This is a genomic window from Escherichia sp. MOD1-EC5495, assembly GCF_002965965.1.
GTDB lineage: Bacteria > Pseudomonadota > Gammaproteobacteria > Enterobacterales > Enterobacteriaceae > Escherichia > Escherichia ruysiae.
In genome coordinates this window covers 105,110-122,758 of sequence record NZ_PTRI01000011.1, presented here as the reverse complement: position 1 = coordinate 122,758, position 17,649 = coordinate 105,110, and the positions used below count along the sequence as shown (strand labels likewise).

The following is a 17,649-nucleotide window of genomic DNA, read 5'->3' as shown; positions in this document are numbered from 1 at the left end:
CGATGGAAAGAGTCAGTATTACCGAGCGCCCGGACTGGCGTGAAAAAGCTCACGAGTACGGTTTCAATTTTCATACCATGTACGGTGAGCCGTACTGGTGTGAAGATGCTTACTACAAATTGACCCTCGCACAGGTCGAAAAGCTGGAAGAAGTCACCGCCGAACTACACCAGATGTGCCTGAAAGTGGTGGAAAGAGTGATCGCCAGCGACGAGCTGATGACCAAATTCCGCATTCCAAAACACACCTGGAGTTTTGTACGTCAGTCATGGCTGACTCACCAGCCGTCGCTTTATTCGCGTCTTGATCTGGCGTGGGATGGCACTGGCGAACCTAAACTTCTGGAAAATAACGCCGATACACCAACGTCACTGTATGAAGCTGCGTTCTTTCAGTGGATCTGGCTGGAAGATCAGCTTAACGCGGGGAACCTACCGGAAGGCAGCGACCAGTTTAACAGTCTGCAAGAAAAGCTGATCGATCGCTTTGTCGAGCTGCGTGAGCAGTACGGCTTTCAGTTGCTGCATCTCACCTGCTGTCGCGACACAGTGGAAGATCGCGGCACAATTCAGTATTTGCAGGACTGCGCGACCGAAGCTGAAATCGCCACCGAGTTTCTGTACATCGACGATATCGGTTTAGGCGAAAAAGGGCAGTTCACGGATTTGCAGGATCAGGTCATCGCTAATCTGTTCAAACTGTATCCGTGGGAATTTATGCTGCGCGAAATGTTCTCCACTAAGCTGGAAGATGCTGGCGTGCGTTGGCTGGAACCAGCATGGAAGAGCATTATTTCCAACAAGGCGCTTCTGCCACTACTGTGGGAGATGTTCCCGAATCACCCGAACCTGTTGCCCGCTTATTTTGCGGAAGATGATCATCCGCAAATGGAAAAATATGTGGTTAAGCCGATCTTCTCACGTGAAGGCGCAAACGTGTCAATCATCGAGAACGGCAAAACCATTGAAGCGGCGGAAGGTCCGTATGGCGAAGAAGGCATGATTGTTCAGCAATTCCATCCACTACCGAAATTTGGCGACAGTTATATGCTGATTGGTAGTTGGCTGGTGAATGATCAGCCTGCCGGAATTGGGATTCGTGAAGACCGCGCATTAATCACCCAGGATATGTCTCGGTTTTATCCGCATATTTTTGTAGAGTAATCAATGATACCGGATGGCATTCGCCATCCGGTATCGTAGCTCAGATAAGGCGTTTACGCCGCATCTGACAGCCGTTGCCGGATGTGGCATAAGCTAGCCGACAAAGGGTGATATTTTCTCCGTTAGCCTACCTGCACCGACAACATGCTTAAACTGCCCATCTCTATGCCATCAACCGGAACAGTCACCGGCTCCTGACCATCCCACGCACCTAACACATACAACAGTGGCAGAAAGTGTTCCGGTGTTGGGTTCGATAACGCCCCACCTTCATGGTCGAGGTAATTCACTAGTGGATGCTCCTCAACCGCCCCTTGCCACGTCAGATTCGCTTTCACATACTCATTAAATGACATCGCCCACGGATACGGTGAACTATCACCATGCCACTTCACCGTGCGCAGGTTATGCACCACGTTACCACTGGCAACTAACATTATCCCTTCATCGCGCAGCGCCGCCAGTTTACGTCCCATTTCGAAATGCCAGGCGGCGGGTTTAGTGCTGTCAATACTCAACTGTACCAGCGGGATGTCAGCGTCAGGATACATCTTAATCAGCACGCCCCAGGAACCGTGGTCAAAACCCCACGCTTCTTTATCCAGGGTAACGGGTACTGGCGCCAGCAATTCGACCAGTCGCTGTGCCAACGCTGGTGAACCCGGCGCCGGATAATGGGTTTCGTATAATTCCTGAGGAAAACCGCCAAAGTCATGAATTGTCGGCGGCGTTTCCATCGCCGTTACTCCCGTGCCACGAGTAAACCAGTGCGCAGAAATAGCGACTATCGCTTTCGGACGCGGTAATGTCTCGCCTAGCTGCTGCCAGGCCTGGGTATATAAATTATCTTCCAGCACATTCATCGGACTACCGTGACCTAAAAACAATGCTGGCATACGCGTTGAAGACATGATGATATCCTTAATTGAAGGTGTCATTTTGATATCCTCACAATACGCTTGTTCGGTGGGCGAAGAACCCAGATAACCATGATGATGATCATCAGTTATTTTGAAGCTCCACCTGAAGTTGAAGAATTATAAGGAGTTGTCGATGTCAGTACCTCTCATTCTGACCATACTGGCGGGGGCAGCCACGTTTATTGGCGCGTTTCTCGGCGTTCTTGGACAAAAACCCTCAAACCGACTGCTGGCGTTTTCGCTGGGATTTGCGGCGGGGATCATGTTGCTCATCTCATTAATGGAGATGCTTCCTGCCGCATTAGCCGCCGAAGGGATGTCGCCTGTGCTGGGCTACGGTATGTTTATCGTTGGTTTGCTGGGCTATTTTGGCCTGGACCGCATGTTGCCCCATGCCCACCCGCAGGATTTAATGCAAAAATCAGTGCAGCCGCTACCAAAATCAATCAAGCGCACTGCCATTTTGCTCACTCTGGGTATCAGCCTGCATAACTTCCCGGAAGGGATTGCCACCTTTGTCACAGCGAGCAGTAACCTGGAGCTGGGCTTTGGTATCGCTCTGGCAGTGGCGTTGCACAATATTCCTGAAGGTCTGGCAGTAGCAGGGCCGGTTTATGCTGCAACAGGCTCGAAACGCACCGCAATTCTGTGGGCCGGGATTTCTGGACTGGCAGAAATTCTCGGTGGTGTTCTGGCGTGGTTAATCCTCGGTAGCATGATTTCTCCAGTGGTAATGGCAGCAATCATGGCGGCGGTTGCGGGTATTATGGTCGCACTTTCCGTTGACGAATTAATGCCATTGGCCAAAGAAATTGATCCCAATAATAACCCCAGCTATGGCGTGCTATGTGGAATGTCAGTAATGGGGTTCAGTTTAGTGCTGCTACAAACGGCAGGAATTGGTTAAAAACGACTTCAGATGTTGTCCCGCGCATGGACAACATCTGCAGACATCACAAAAGCTCTATTCCAGCTTTTCTGCTACTTCTTCTCTCGCACTGCTTAAGTATTTGTTACGCGCTTCCAGCAGTGCGTCTCTGTCCTGGCGGAACGCCCGACAATAACGTTTCAGATGCAGAAAATAACCCACCACAACCAGCGCAATCAATACAATCCAGTACCAGGCGATAAACATCCTTTTTACCCTTAATATTTAACATTATTAAACATTTGGCGAATAAATTTCACACATCCATTTTCGGATATATTCATATGGTCGCATAATAGAGAAACAATTATATGATTTCGATCATATTTAATGAACAGAAACATATCATTTGTTGTTCAAAAAACACCCTTTACATTAAAAATACTTATACTTATTTCAACATAGGGTATCTATTCATTATATATATTTCATTGTTGCCATTTTATGTAACCCATATGTTTACAATATTTCATTAGCATTCAGAATATAAATGAAAAGCTATTACCGACAAGCACAAACCGCCTAACAACGGAGGTTAATTTCACCTATTTACTCAAAACAACATTCACCACATCAATTAATTTTATTTATTTTGATTGATGTAATAGCAAATTCATTTTCTTTATTTATTGTTTAAGTTTTTCTTAAAGTCAATTTAAAAAAACATAACAAGACTTGCATTTAGCCACGTGATAACATTTTACTGAAATTAATATTTCATTCAAAAAATATATTTTCTCTCATATTTCATACTTCCTATTTATAAAGGATTATACTCATGTTAAAGAAAACCCTTCTGTCTGCATTCGCGGCTACGTTAATTTCTGGTGTCGCTTTTAACGCTCTTGCTGATGATACAAATCAGGGGTCAGGTAAAATCACTTTTAAAGGTGAAGTTATCGATGCACCATGTTCTATCGCGCCTGGTGATGAAGATCAAACCATCAACCTTGGTGAAGTTGCCAGCACTGTATTGAACAGTGGACAAAAATCTCTGCCGGTAGATGTCACCATTCATCTGCAGGACTGCATTTTGTCTGATGGCACAAATACTGTCGATAAAGTCAAAATTACCTTCAGTTCTGCCAGCGTTGATACCACTGACTCCAGCCTGCTGAAAAACACCCTTGATGGCAACATCGGTAGTGCATCGGGTGTTGGTGTTCGCCTGATAAAATCTGACAACACTAATGTGACCCTAGGTACTCCAGTCACCATCAATTTCCCTACCACCAACTCATTCCAGGAGCTGAACTTCAAAGCTCGCATGGAATCCCTGGCTAAAAATGCAACACCAGGTAACGTCCAGGCGCAGACAAACTATGTCCTCGACTACAAATAATAATACTCATAGATAACGCCAGAAAATCAAGCCGATGAAGTTTCATCGGCTGTTTGGGACATTGTAAAAATGGATTTTTATGCAAACTAAAAACACGTTTAGTCGGGATAAATTATCTCTCTCAATAAAAAATGTCCTTTCTGGTGTTGTATGCTCACTGTTATTAGTTTTTCCGACACAAGCGGTAGAATTCAACGTTGATATGATTGACGTTGAAGATCGTGCAAATATCGATCTCTCCCGATTCGAGAAAAAAGGATATATCACCCCAGGCAAATATCTTGTTCGCGTGCAGATCAATAAAAATATATTACCGCAAGCGTCGACGCTGGACTGGGTAAAAGCAGATACAGAAAGCGGTTCGTTACTGTGCCTGACGAAAGAGCATTTAACTAACTTTGGCCTGAATGAAGAATTCATTGACACCTTACAAACAATACAAAGCACTGACTGCCTTGATTTAAGCCTAAAACCAGAATTAATAACGCGCCTCGATAAGTCAACAATGGTGTTATCACTCAGTGTTCCTCAGGCATGGCTCAAATATCAGGCCAAAAACTGGACTCCCCCCGAATTCTGGGATGACGGTATCGCAGGGTTTATTCTCGACTACAACCTGTACGCCAGCCAGTATGCGCCACATCACGGCGACAGCACCCAAAATATCAGTACCTACGGCACATTAGGTTTCAACCTCGGCGCATGGCGCTTACGCAGTGATTACCAATATAATCAGAACCTTACTGAAGGTCGTTCCGTTAGCCACGACGGCGACTTTGCGCGCACCTATTTGTTCCGTCCTATCCCCACATGGTCATCAAAATTTACCATAGGGCAATACGATCTGAGTTCCAATCTTTACGATACATTCCACTTTACTGGTGCATCCTTAGAAAGTGACGAAAGTATGTTGCCACCCGATTTACAGGGTTACGCCCCGCAAATTACCGGTATCGCGCAGACTAACGCCAAAGTCACCGTTGCACAAAATGGTCGAGTCCTTTATCAAACTACCGTTTCACCAGGGCCATTTACCATTTCTGATTTGGGGCAATCGCTCCAGGGGCAACTGGATGTCACTGTAGAAGAAGAAGATGGTCGCACCAACACCTTTCAAGTCGGCGCTGCTTCTATCCCTTATTTAACCCGTAAAGGGCAAGTGCGCTATAAAATGTCACTTGGGAAACCAACCTCCGTTGGGCATAACGATATCAATAACCCATTCTTCTGGACGACGGAAGCCTCATGGGGATGGCTGAATAACGTCTCTCTCTATGGCGGCGGCATGTTTACGGCTGATGATTATCAGGCGATTACTACCGGTGTAGGTTTTAACCTTAATCAGTTCGGCTCGCTTTCATTCGATGTCACCGGCGCAGAAGCCTCTCTGCAACAACAGAATAGCGATAAATTACGCGGCTATAGTTATCGGTTTAACTACGCAAAACATTTTGAATCAACTGGGAGCCAGATTACATTCGCGGGTTATCGTTTCTCTGATAAAGATTATGTGTCGATGAGTGAGTATCTCGCCTCGCGCAACGGCGATGAAAACGTCGATAATGAAAAAGAGAGCTATGTAATTTCGCTGAACCAGTACTTTGCTGCGCTGGAGCTGAACTCTTATCTCAATATTACACGTAATACCTACTGGGACCGTGAAAGTAATACCAATTACTCCCTGTCTTTGAGCAGAAATTTTGATATTGGTGATTTCAGAGGGATCTCCGCTTCGCTGGCAATAAGCCGGATTCGTTGGGATGACGACGAAGAGAATCAGTATTATTTCTCATTCTCTCTGCCTTTACAGCAAAATCGTAATATCTCATACAGTATGCAACGTACCGGTGACAGTAATACCTCGCAAATGATCTCCTGGTATGACACATCAGATCGTAACAATACCTGGAATATTTCAGCATCGGCAACAGACGACAATATCCGCGATGGAGAGCCAACACTGCGCGGAAGTTATCAGCACTATTCTCCGTGGGGACGCCTGAATATCAACGGTAGTATGCAACCAAATCAATACAACTCAATCACTGCTGGCTGGTACGGCTCTCTGACAGCCACGCGTCACGGTGTTGCGCTTCATGATTATAGCTACGGTGATAATGCCCGCATGATGGTGGATACAGACGGCATTGCTGGCGTTGAGATTAACTCTAACCGTACCGTGACCAACGGGATGGGCGTTGCTGTTGTTCCTTCTTTATCGAACTACACCACCGCCATGCTAAGAGTGAATAACAACGAATTGCCCGAAGGTGTGGATGTTGAAAACTCAGTCATTCGCACCACGCTCACTGAGGGCGCGATCGGTTACGCGAAACTGAATGCCAGCACCGGATACCAGATCGTCGGAGTGATCCGCATGGAAAATGGCCGTTTCCCGCCACTTGGAGTGAGCGTAACGGATAAAGCATCAGGTAAAGATGTGGGCCTGGTTGCAGAAGATGGCTTCGTTTATCTCAGCGGAATTCAGGAAAATAGTACATTGCGTTTAACATGGGGGGATAACATGTGCGAAATGACTCCGCCCAATAAAAGTAATATCAGCGAAAACGCTATTATTTTACCGTGTAAAAAAGTCAATTAATTCAGGATGAATGAAATGAAAATGCCAATAATCACAACGGGAATGATTTGTTTACTGGTGATAAGTTGTTTTGCCCAGGCCACGGTTTCACCGGACAGGACGCGCATTATTTTTAATGCTTCCAGTAAAAGTGCGACAGTTCGTCTGACCAATCAAAGCAAAACTGAACCTTATCTGGCGCAGTCATGGATTGAAGATGCCAGCGGCAAAAAAACACGCGACTATATTTCAACGCTGCCGCCAATGGAACGTATCGAAGCAGATGAACAGGTGCAAATTCGTCTGATGGCACTGGCATCGCTCAATAACTTACCACAAGACAGGGAAACCTTGTTCTACTATAACGTCCGGGAAATTCCGCCTCGCGCCAAAGAACAGAATGTAATGCAGATCGCGATGCAAAGCCGCCTGAAATTATTCTGGCGTCCAAAAGCCATTGAATTAAAAGAGGGGCAAATGGTGCCTCTGCAAAAAGTCACGGTAACCCGTACTGCGACAGGACTCACGCTCAATAATCCAACGCCTTATCATATTACTGTTGGTTATATAGGCACTAACGGAAAAACATTAATGCCTGGGGCAGACAGCATTATGGTAGCACCGTTTGCAACAGCGACTCAGCACCTGAACAACCTACCAGCCACATTCCTGCTCGGTTTTGTTGGCGACTATGGTGGTCTGGAAATGTTTAAAGTTGAGTGCAACTCCGTCCAGTCTCTGTGTCAAAGCACATCAGCCAGAAAGGGAAAATTATGATTACGCTTTTTAGGCTGTTAGCTATTCTGTGTTTGTTTTTTAACGTTTCTTCTTATGCTGTCGATTGCTATCAGAATAAAAACAAAGGACCTACGCTGATCGAAAAGGAGATGCCCTCCTTCAGAATTCCTCAAAATGCCATTCTGGGTCAGAAAATTTGGGAAAGTGACGATATCGCTGTCCACGTTTTTTGCAACAATGCAGGTAACTGGTCATCTGCTGCCCCCACAGAAAATATTCATGCCTGGATCAAATTGGCAGAGTTTAATGATCCCATCGTTCTGAACAACCCGTATTTAATATTTGGTGTGACTTATAACGGTCAGGACTATGAAGGAAATGGTCAGAGCATAGATACGGGAGTGTGTCTGGATCGAAAGAATTCAACGGGGGATCAATATACAACTAAAGCTTGTAATGGCAGCACATATCAGAAAAATAACGAATTCAATGCTCGTTTTCGCTTGTATGTAAAACTCGCTCAATTTCCCCCTTCTACAGAGGGCCTCAGTTGGGACTTTGGGGATGTAAACGTGTTGCAATTTGATGGTGGACAAGGTGCAAACACTAACCCCGGAGCAAAAAACCTTCATGTGAATATTACAGGTCTAGACAATATTTCATTTCTTGATTGCGGCGTAACTATGCGCATTTATCCAGAAAGCCAGATAGTCAACTTTGGTCAAATCGCTGCAAACTCTTTCTCGACATTTCCCCCCAAAGCAGCTTTTAGTGTTTCAACAATAAAAGATGCCACTGCTGATTGCAGCGAACAATTTGACGTTGCAACAAGTTTCTATACAAGTGACACACTCTACGACGATACCCATCTGGAAATGGGAAATGGTCTGTTGATGAACATCATCGACCAAAAAACGAAGGATTCCGTAATATTTAACCAGTATAAAATATTTACCACCTATGTACCGGGGCAATCTTCCACCACGGCGACCCATGACTACCTGGCGGAATTAACACAAAAACCTGGCGAATCGCTTAGATTCGGCCCCTTCCAGAAAGACTTGATCGTAAAAATAAACTATCACTAAATAGCAAAAAAGCCGGGGTCAGTCCAGATGCCCGGCTTTTCTATATTCAAAATATACAGGCTATTAACTGGCTTTACGCTCGTGCGCCTGACGATAAGCCACCAGATCTTCGATAGTAACCAGTGCCATATTGTGTTTATTCGCAAACTCAATGCACTCTGGCGCACGCGCCATGGTGCCATCGTCATTAGTCAGCTCACACAGTACACCTGCCGGTTTAAACCCTGCCAGCGTCATCAGATCAATGGTCGCTTCAGTATGACCACCGCGAGTCAGTACACCACCCGCCTGTGCGCGCAGTGGGAAAACGTGGCCCGGACGATTCAGATCTGACGGTTTCGCGCCATCGGCAATAGCAGCACGAACGGTTGTAATACGATCAGCGGCAGAAACACCGGTAGTCACACCTTCAGCAGCCTCAATGGTCACGGTAAAACCGGTGCCATAGGCGCTGGTGTTATTTTCTACCATCATTGGCAGCTCGAGTTGTTTACGGCGATCTTCAGTGATGCACAGGCAAACAATACCGCTACCGTGGCGAATGGTCAGCGCCATCTGCTCAACGGTCATCGTTTCTGCCGGGAAGATCATATCGCCTTCGTTTTCACGGTCTTCATCATCAAGCACCATTACACCGCGTCCTTCACGCAGCGCAGCCAGTGCATTTTCAACACGTTCGAAAGGCGTACCAAAAGAGGAAAGTAGCGTCTGATTCATGGTAAAAAAACCTCACTAAAATTATGGTTACCAGAATCAGGGCAGTCTTAGGAGTGGCGGCATATAGCCAAAATAACGTGAGCGGGTCCATGCCCGACAGAATCGTTACTCTCTCCCATCCGGACTCTAACCGTCGGCCCCGGAATTACACCGGATCTGCTGTCCTTTGAGTTTGCACCCAAAGCGCTCGCGGGCTTTCAACTAAGTTGATTTACCGCCGGTGGGGAATTTCGCCCCGCCCTGAGAATAAGCGGATTCACTATAACGCTAATGATTAGCGGCGGCAACGCACAGGTTCACATAATTCTGGTTTATGACTTACCCTTATCGCACTACAATGGCACTAAACACCTATCAGTACAGGGAAACTACAATGATTGACCCGAAAAAAATTGAGCAAATTGCTCGCCAGGTTCACGAATCAATGCCTAAAGAAATCAGGGAGTTCGGGGAAGATGTGGAGAAAAAAATCCGCCAAACCCTGCAGGCGCAGTTGACGCGTCTCGATCTTGTGAGCCGTGAAGAATTCGACGTTCAGACGCAGGTTCTGTTACGGACCCGTGAGAAACTGGCGTTACTGGAACAGCGCATCAGTGAATTGGAAGCACGCAATAATCCGGTAGCAGAAGTTCAGTCTCCTCCAGTCATCCCACCCGTTGATAAAGCAGAATAAAGCAACACAAAAACGGGCCAAATGGCCCGTAATATCAATGTTCTAATTCCAGTTCTTTTGACTGTGTCATCCGCTGGCAATACCAGGCATAGCGGGCGCAAAACCAGGTCCGATGTTCTTCATCCATATTACCGGTGACGGCCAGAATATCGACCGGGCGGCCTTCAGAATGCATTCTGGCAAAACTACGCGCCAGGAAATCGAAATTATTTAAAGAATTAAGACTATGATCCATAAGCACATCCTCCGGTTATCGCATACCTTTTAAGGCTATATGCTTTTTCTGATTTCAGTATTCCCTAATCAGTGTAGTGCCTTTAAACATAACGTGCGTAAATATATTGTTTAGGATCACACTTTTTCAAAAAATAAAAAATAACATTAAATGACTTCTCCTTTTAAGAACTCACTAACATGTGTTATTATTAGCCAAGATAAATGTAAGCAAGGAAACCATACCACAATAAACAATGCGTCACTGAATGGACGATGGAGTGACTGATGATTTTATTTGCCGACTATAACGCACCTTATCTTTTCGCTATTTCCTTTGTACTATTAATCGGTCTGTTGGAAATTATTGCCATTATCTGTGGCCATATGCTATCCGGCGCTCTCGATGCACATCTTGATCATTACGATTCCATAACCACAGGTAATATTAGTCAGGCGCTTCATTATCTCAATATCGGACGGCTACCAGCCCTCGTCATCCTCTGCCTGCTAGCCGGTTTCTTTGGGCTGCTTGGTGTTTTGCTACAACACGCCTGCATCTTGCTCTGGCAAGCCCCACTCTCGAATCTGTTCGTTGTTCCTGTCAGTTTACTGCTCTCAATTATCATGGTGCATTATACCGGTAAGATAATTGCCCCCTGGGTTCCACGTGACCATAGCTCTGCTATTACCGAAGAAGAATATATTGGCTGCATGGCATTAATTACCGGTCATCAGGCGACTTCAGGTAACCCCTGTGAAGGAAAACTCACCGATCAATTCGGTCAAACACACTATTTATTACTGGAACCCGAAGAAGGGAAATTTTTTAATAAAGGTGACGAGGTATTAATTATTTGCCGACTTTCTCCAACGCGGTATTTGGCTGAAAAAAATCCCTGGCCAAATATATTATAAGTATTTAATTAAAAGGAAATTTAATAATGGATGATATTGTTAACTTAGTGCCTTCCTGGATGTTTATGGCGATTGTTGCCGTATGCGTTCTATTTATTATCGGTATTATTTTCGCGCGGCTTTATCGTCGGGCATCTGCTGAGCAGGCATTTGTCCGTACCGGATTAGGCGGACAAAAAGTGGTTATGAGTGGCGGCGCAATTGTTATGCCGATCTTCCATGAAATAATCCCTATCAATATGAATACATTGAAACTAGAAGTTAGTCGCTCGACGATTGATAGTTTGATTACAAAAGATCGTATGCGTGTCGATGTCGTGGTCGCTTTCTTCGTGCGGGTAAAACCGTCGGTAGAAGGCATCGCCACCGCCGCTCAGACGTTGGGGCAACGAACCTTGTCACCGGAAGATTTGCGGATGCTGGTCGAAGATAAATTTGTCGATGCTCTGCGTGCCACCGCAGCACAAATGACCATGCATGAGTTACAGGATACCCGCGAGAACTTCGTGCAGGGAGTACAAAATACCGTAGCTGAAGATCTGTCGAAAAACGGTCTGGAACTGGAAAGCGTGTCACTTACCAACTTTAACCAGACGTCGAAAGAGCATTTCAATCCGAACAACGCCTTTGACGCCGAAGGTTTAACCAAGCTGACGCAGGAAACAGAACGCCGTCGCCGCGAGCGTAACGAAGTTGAACAGGATGTAGAAGTTGCGGTGCGTGAGAAAAACCGTGATGCGCTGTCGCGAAAGCTCGAGATTGAACAGCAAGAAGCGTTTATGACACTTGAGCAGGAGCAGCAGGTTAAAACCCGCACCGCAGAGCAGAATGCGAAAATTGCGGCTTTTGAAGCTGAACGTCGTCGTGAGGCAGAGCAAACGCGTATTCTGGCTGAACGGCAGATTCAGGAAACAGAAATCGACCGCGAACAGGCCGTGCGCTCAAGAAAAGTTGAGGCCGAACGCGAAGTTCGCATTAAAGAGATCGAACAGCAGCAGGTCACCGAAATCGCCAACCAGACGAAATCGATCGCTATTGCGGCCAAATCGGAACAGCAGTCACAAGCGGAAGCGCGTGCCAACCTCGCACTTGCAGAAGCGGTAAGCGCCCAGCAAAACGTAGAAACAACACGTCAGACCGCCGAAGCCGATCGTGCCAAGCAGGTCGCTCTGATTGCCGCAGCCCAAGACGCGGAAACCAAAGCGGTCGAACTGACCGTCCGCGCGAAAGCTGAAGCACAACGCGCACTGAACGACGCTATCAACGTACTTTCTGACGAACAAACCAGCCTTAAGTTCAAGCTGGCGCTGTTGCTGTCTCTTCCTGCAGTAATTGAGAAATCCGTTGAGCCAATGAAGTCTATTGACGGTATTAAGATCATTCAGGTCGATGGTCTGAATCGTGGTGGTACTTCGGGTGATGCGAGCACAGGTAGCGTTGGTGGAGGAAACCTTGCAGAGCAGGCATTGTCTGCCGCCCTTTCTTACCGCACACAAGCACCGCTTATTGACTCTCTCCTCAATGAAATCGGCGTTTCAGGTGGTTCGTTGGCGGCATTGACTTTACCATTGGCTTCATCGATTCCCGTCGCAGATAAAGTAGAGTAAATTTTCTTATATTCACATCCCTGGCCCAAAAAGCCGGGGATTTTTTATATCTGCGTTCAGCTAAAAAGTGCAAATGATCAGCTTGTTGCAGCGTTTTGCGAGTCGACTCGGGGAAGGTAAAACTGCATCAGAGAAAGCATTGCGCGGGGTCTGGCGCTCATCAACAATCGGGGGGTCAGTAAGGGGCTGAAACGGGAAAGCCCCTCCCGAGGAAGGGGCCTTATAGAAGGAAAGGGTTATGATGAAGTTCGTCATCATACTGGTTGTGTTGTTACTGTTAAGTTTCCCGACTTACTAACAACTCATCAGAGGGGGGAGAAATCCTCCCTTACCCTTGTTCCTTTACTTTAGGTTGAAAAAACAACAGCGTCAATAGGTCTACCTGGCACGAAACGAGATCTGTGAACCGCTTTCCGGTTAGCCTTTTTTATCCTGTTGGATCTTCTTGATGATGTTGGTCGTCGAGCAACCGTCTTCAAAGTTGAGCACCAGCACTTCACCGCCGTTGGCCCAGACTTCTTCACTCCCGGCGATCTCTTCCGGTTTATAGTCGCCGCCTTTCACCAGCAGATCTGGCAAGATGCCGGCGATCAGGCGCTGCGGCGTGTCTTCTTCAAACGACACCACCCAGTCGACAGCTTCCAGTGCGCCCAGCACAATCATACGCTGTTCGAGCGGGTTTACCGGACGAGAATCCCCTTTCAGGCGTTTGGTGGAAGCATCGCTGTTCACTGCGACAATCAGGCGGTCACCCAGTTTGCGGGCGTTTGCCAGATAGGATACGTGCCCGGCATGTAGGATGTCGAAGACACCGTTGGTCATCACCACTTTTTCGCCGCGTTTACGCGCCGCCGCTACAGCCAGCTTCAGTTCCTCTTCGGTCATCACACCAAAGCCGGTGTCCGCACGTCCACGCACCGCGTTTTCCAGCTCAATGGGAGAAACCGTGGAGGTTCCCAGTTTGCCAACCACCACGCCTGCCGCCGCATTGGCAAAGAAGCAGGCTTCTTCCAGCGAATTACCCGCTGCCAGCGTTGCCGCCAGGACGCCAATTACCGTGTCGCCCGCACCGGTAACATCATACACTTCCTGCGCCTGGGTTGGCATATGCAGCGGCGCTTTACCCGGTTGCAACAGGGTCATGCCTTGTTCGGAGCGGGTCACCAACAGAGCCGAGAGTTCGTAATCGGCAATCAGTTTCATGCCGCGCTCAACAATCTCTTCTTCGGTCTTACATTTACCGACAACAGCTTCAAATTCTGACAGATTCGGCGTTAGCAGCGTAGCGCCACGATAACGTTCAAAATCGGTGCCTTTTGGATCAATCAGCACCGGAACGCCCGCCTTACGCGCCAGTTGGATCATCTGCTGTACGCTTGCCAGCGCACCTTTCGCGTAGTCAGAAAGCACCAGTGCGCCAATCGAACTCAGCGCCTGATTAATCCGCTCATGCAGCGGCTGCGGATCAACACCTTCAAAACCTTCTTCGAAATCCAGGCGGATCAACTGTTGGTTGCGGGAAAGCACCCGCAGTTTGGTGATGGTTGGATGCGTCGGTACAGAAACGAAGTCGCATTTTACGTTGACGTCCGCCAGTGATTTACTCAGCGCGCGCGCCGCATCATCAATACCGGTCAGCCCGACCAGGCGAGCGTTAGCACCAAGAGAAGCGATGTTCATCGCCACGTTGGCTGCTCCACCGGGACGTTCTTCAATGGTATTGACTTTAACCACGGGCACCGGCGCTTCCGGCGAGATACGGCTGGTGGGACCGTACCAGTAACGATCCAGCATCACATCACCAACCACCATCACTCCTGCACGTTCAAACTCTGGCAGCGTTACTTTCATTCCTGTCTCCTGAGAGATTCAAAATTTGCGCGCGATAATATCACACTTCATTCCTCCACCAGCCACTTCTGCCAGCTTGCCCGCACCAGTTCACGCTCTGCGGTGAAGCACTCCTCCGACACATGACCCGGTAATTCCTGTAACGCCAGATGATGAAGTTCATCGCGCAGCGTAGTATAAGCCCGGGTCAGCGCCATCGCTTCCTGCTCTTCCATAATGTCGTTTTGTGCCAGCAGTTCCAGAATGCGTACGTTGTCTGACCAGCGCGTTAACTTCGGTTTTTCATGAGCGTAGCGCAACACCAGATATTGAGTAATAAATTCGATATCGGTAATTCCGCCTTCATCAGCTTTGATATCAAAGCGATCGCGATGTTTATTGCCGAGATGAGCGCGCATTTTCTCACGCATTTCCCGTACTTCCGTTTGCAGAGTTTTACTTTCACGCGGCAGCATCATAATTTCCCGACGCACCGCGTCAAAGTGCACAGTGAGCTGTGGATCGCCATACACTACCCGCGCACGCACCAGTGCCTGATGCTCCCACGTCCAGGCCTCGTTTTTCTGATAATCGGCAAACGCTTCTGCGGATGTCACCAGCATTCCCGCAGCCCCGGACGGACGCAGCCGCGCATCCACTTCATACAAAATGCCGGAAGAAGTACGCGTACTGAACAGATGCATAATGCGTTGCGCCAGACGCAGATAAAATTGCCGCCCGTCGATTTCCCGCTCGCCGTCGGTCATCACATCCATTGGGCAATCATGGAGGAAGATAAGGTCAAGATCGGAACTGTAACCTAACTCCCAGCCGCCCAGCTTACCGTAGCCGACCACCGCAAAACCACGGCCTTCGCGTTCGTTTAAGTGATTCGGTTTACCGTAGCGGGCGACCATTTGAACCCACGCCTGCTGAACGACAGCATCTATCATTGCTTCCGCCAGCCAGGTTAAGTGATCGCTCACTTTCATCACCGGTAGCGTACCGGCGATATCCGCTGCCGCAATGCGTAACAGTTGCGCCTGTTTAAACTGGCGTAGCGCCTCAAGCTGTTGTTCTTCGTCATCTTCCGGCACGCGCAGCAAATACTGGCGCAACTCATCACGGTAAGCATCGGTCGCCGTCGGTTGGTAGAGGGTATTTGGATCGAGCAGTTCATCCAGCAATAATGGATAACGCGCCAGTTGGCTGGCAATCATCGGCGATGCGGCACACAGAGAAATCAAATGCTTAAGTGCCGCCGGAAATTCACTAAGCAACTCAAGATAAGTGGTGCGAGTAACAATCCCCACCAACAAGGCGGTAATGCGCGACAGCGTGACAGCAGCGTCTTCACGCGCACAGACATCACTTAGCAGATACGGCATCAGATGGTCGAGCACCTGACGCCCGCGAGGCCCAATGGTGCGTTTATCCAACTCTTTGCGGAAATCGGCAATCAGCGTTAGCACATGTTTGCGATCATCTTCGCTAAGATGCGCCAGCACCGGCGTAGTGTCATCTTCCTGCAACGCATCCTGCCACAACTCACGCCACTGTTCCGACAGCGACTCTTCCTGAGTTTCACTTTCGTCGTCGCCAATCAGTTCATTAAACACCCGACGCACATTTGTCATATGTCCGGTCAGTGCCCCGGTCAGTTGCGGCCAGTCAGCGAAATCCATTGCCCACGCCAGCCGCGCACGGTTAAGCTCATCGGCGGGAAGCGTCTGGGTTTGTTCGTCGTTAATGCTTTGCAGCAGGTTTTCCAGACGCCGCAGGAACAGATATGCCACTCGCAATTGTTCGGCGTCATTTTCAGAAAGCAGATGCAATGCGGCAATGGCGCTGAGTGTCGGCAGTAAAGAGCGTGATTGCAGCGACGGTTCACGTCCGCCGCGAATTAGCTGGAACACCTGGACGATAAATTCAATTTCGCGAATGCCACCCGCGCCAAGTTTGATGTTGTCAGTGAGGCCGCGACGACGCACTTCACGGGCAATCATTCCCTTCATGTTGCGCAGTGACTGGATGACGCTGAAATCGATGTAACGGCGGAAAACAAACGGACGCAGCATCGAACGCAATTCGTTAGCATAGACGCCATCGCTATCGCCCATAATCCGCGCCTTGACCATCGCGTAACGCTCCCAGTCGCGCCCCTGTTCCTGGTAATAATCTTCCAGCGCCGCAAAGCTCAGCACCAGCGGGCCACTTTCACCAAACGGACGCAGACGCATATCCACGCGATAGACAAAGCCATCTTGCGTCGGTTGATCCAGCACTTTAATCAGCCGCTGGCCCATACGAGTAAAAAACTGAGCGTTATCCAGTTCGCGGCGTCCGCCCTGCGTACAGCCATGTTCCGGCCAGGCAAAAATCAGATCGATATCCGAGGAAAAATTCAGTTCCCCGCCCCCCAGCTTGCCCATGCCTAAAATCAGCAGCGGTTGCGCTTCGCCCTGCGTATTGCACGGCGTTCCCCACTCGCAACAGCAGGCTTCATATAGCCAGTCACGCGCCGCGACAATCAGCGTCTCCGCCAGATAGCTGAGCTGCTGCAATATGCTCTCTTCAGTAACCAGTGCCAGCGTTTGCGCCCAGGCGATGCGCACCATAATGCGCCGCCGGAATAGCCGCAGCTCGCGCATTAACCCGGCTTCGTCACTCACATTACAGAGCGCCTCCTGCAACCATGCCGCGTAATGCTGCCATTCGTCGGCCTGCGGCGGTTGGCTTTCCAGTTCCGTCAGCCACTCTGAATGCGCAATTACGCTGTCCTGCACAAAATCACTAAAAGTAAGTACTGACTTCGCCTGTGCGCTAAGTGATTCCTCGGCTAAAGGCTCTGGCAGCCGCTCAACAACGGTCTGCCAGTACTGCTGTAACGGTGAAGAGAGCGGCTTCATAAGCGATTTTATCCTTGCCTGA

At 48.4% G+C, this 17,649-nt stretch carries 16 protein-coding genes and 1 riboswitch; of the genes, 10 read left to right on the top strand and 6 right to left on the bottom strand.

Annotated elements, in window-relative coordinates; genetic code table 11:
* The first annotated feature begins 2 nt into the window (after window positions 1-2).
* On the top strand, window positions 3-1,163 hold the full coding sequence (locus tag BEG40_RS11080) for a glutathionylspermidine synthase family protein (RefSeq protein WP_016159767.1): 1,161 nt from the start codon (window positions 3-5) through the stop codon (window positions 1,161-1,163).
* Window positions 1,164-1,285: 122 nt separating this feature from the next.
* Here BEG40_RS11080 and ygiD read toward each other — a convergent pair whose 3' ends face one another.
* Window positions 1,286-2,074 carry a 4,5-DOPA-extradiol-dioxygenase gene (gene ygiD, locus BEG40_RS11075; protein WP_010358743.1) on the bottom strand — a complete coding sequence of 263 codons (789 nt, stop codon included), beginning with the start codon at window positions 2,072-2,074 and terminating at the stop codon, window positions 1,286-1,288.
* Between the two features lie 142 nt (window positions 2,075-2,216).
* Between ygiD and zupT the strand changes: the two genes are divergently transcribed.
* Complete coding sequence (gene zupT / locus BEG40_RS11070; protein WP_000115866.1) at window positions 2,217-2,990, top strand: zinc transporter ZupT; 774 nt, start codon at window positions 2,217-2,219, stop codon at window positions 2,988-2,990.
* 57 nt (window positions 2,991-3,047) lie between these two features.
* Here the strand turns inward: zupT and yqiD are convergent, their stop codons facing one another.
* Window positions 3,048-3,218, bottom strand: coding sequence for a protein YqiD (gene yqiD, locus BEG40_RS21855; RefSeq protein WP_000469267.1), 171 nt, complete (start codon window positions 3,216-3,218; stop codon window positions 3,048-3,050).
* A gap of 571 nt (window positions 3,219-3,789) precedes the next feature.
* On the opposite strand from yqiD, the gene BEG40_RS11060 reads away from it, so the two are divergent.
* From BEG40_RS11060 to BEG40_RS11045, 4 genes are all read left to right on the top strand, one after another.
* Window positions 3,790-4,353, top strand: a complete 564-nt coding sequence (locus BEG40_RS11060; protein WP_000915004.1) for a fimbrial-like protein — start codon at window positions 3,790-3,792, stop codon at window positions 4,351-4,353.
* A 79-nt stretch (window positions 4,354-4,432) separates the two neighbouring features.
* On the top strand, window positions 4,433-6,955 hold the full coding sequence (locus BEG40_RS11055) for a fimbria/pilus outer membrane usher protein (RefSeq protein WP_105285411.1): 2,523 nt from the start codon (window positions 4,433-4,435) through the stop codon (window positions 6,953-6,955).
* A gap of 15 nt (window positions 6,956-6,970) precedes the next feature.
* Window positions 6,971-7,711, top strand: coding sequence for a fimbrial biogenesis chaperone (locus BEG40_RS11050; protein ID WP_010348750.1), 741 nt, complete (start codon window positions 6,971-6,973; stop codon window positions 7,709-7,711).
* Window positions 7,708-8,760, top strand: coding sequence for a pilus assembly protein (locus BEG40_RS11045; protein ID WP_105285410.1), 1,053 nt, complete (start codon window positions 7,708-7,710; stop codon window positions 8,758-8,760). The genes BEG40_RS11050 and BEG40_RS11045 overlap by 4 nt, the downstream gene beginning before the upstream one ends.
* A 63-nt stretch (window positions 8,761-8,823) precedes the next feature.
* On the opposite strand, the gene ribB is transcribed toward BEG40_RS11045, so the two are convergent.
* On the bottom strand, window positions 8,824-9,477 hold the full coding sequence (gene ribB / locus BEG40_RS11040; protein ID WP_001077004.1) for a 3,4-dihydroxy-2-butanone-4-phosphate synthase: 654 nt from the start codon (window positions 9,475-9,477) through the stop codon (window positions 8,824-8,826).
* Window positions 9,478-9,580: 103 nt separating this feature from the next.
* Window positions 9,581-9,729, bottom strand: a riboswitch (FMN riboswitch).
* Between the two features lie 121 nt (window positions 9,730-9,850).
* On the opposite strand from ribB, the gene ubiK reads away from it, so the two are divergent.
* Entirely contained in the window at window positions 9,851-10,150 is a 300-nt protein-coding gene (gene ubiK, locus BEG40_RS11035) for a ubiquinone biosynthesis accessory factor UbiK (protein WP_123058465.1), read from the top strand.
* A 34-nt stretch (window positions 10,151-10,184) separates the two neighbouring features.
* Here the strand turns inward: ubiK and glgS are convergent, their stop codons facing one another.
* A complete protein-coding gene (gene glgS, locus BEG40_RS11030; protein WP_010348753.1) occupies window positions 10,185-10,385 on the bottom strand; it encodes a cell surface composition regulator GlgS in 201 nt (66 codons plus the stop codon).
* Between the two features lie 266 nt (window positions 10,386-10,651).
* Between glgS and BEG40_RS11025 the strand changes: the two genes are divergently transcribed.
* The 3 genes from BEG40_RS11025 (at window position 10,652) to ibsE (ending at window position 13,186) form a co-directional block, all read left to right on the top strand.
* Window positions 10,652-11,281 carry an OB-fold-containig protein gene (locus BEG40_RS11025; RefSeq protein ID WP_000599921.1) on the top strand — a complete coding sequence of 210 codons (630 nt, stop codon included), beginning with the start codon at window positions 10,652-10,654 and terminating at the stop codon, window positions 11,279-11,281.
* A gap of 26 nt (window positions 11,282-11,307) precedes the next feature.
* Window positions 11,308-12,888, top strand: coding sequence for a flotillin family protein (locus BEG40_RS11020; protein WP_105285408.1), 1,581 nt, complete (start codon window positions 11,308-11,310; stop codon window positions 12,886-12,888).
* A 238-nt stretch (window positions 12,889-13,126) separates the two neighbouring features.
* Window positions 13,127-13,186: a type I toxin-antitoxin system Ibs family toxin gene (gene ibsE / locus BEG40_RS11010; RefSeq protein ID WP_001387082.1), complete on the top strand. Its 60-nt coding sequence runs from the start codon at window positions 13,127-13,129 to the stop codon at window positions 13,184-13,186.
* A 119-nt stretch (window positions 13,187-13,305) separates the two neighbouring features.
* Here ibsE and hldE read toward each other — a convergent pair whose 3' ends face one another.
* Together hldE and glnE are read right to left on the bottom strand one after the other, a co-directional pair.
* Window positions 13,306-14,739 (bottom strand): bifunctional D-glycero-beta-D-manno-heptose-7-phosphate kinase/D-glycero-beta-D-manno-heptose 1-phosphate adenylyltransferase HldE, encoded by a 1,434-nt coding sequence (hldE, locus tag BEG40_RS11005; protein WP_000869188.1) that lies wholly within the window; start codon window positions 14,737-14,739, stop codon window positions 13,306-13,308.
* A 47-nt stretch (window positions 14,740-14,786) separates the two neighbouring features.
* A complete protein-coding gene (glnE, locus tag BEG40_RS11000) occupies window positions 14,787-17,627 on the bottom strand; it encodes a bifunctional [glutamate--ammonia ligase]-adenylyl-L-tyrosine phosphorylase/[glutamate--ammonia-ligase] adenylyltransferase (RefSeq protein WP_105285406.1) in 2,841 nt (946 codons plus the stop codon).
* Window positions 17,628-17,649: the final 22 nt, after the last annotated feature.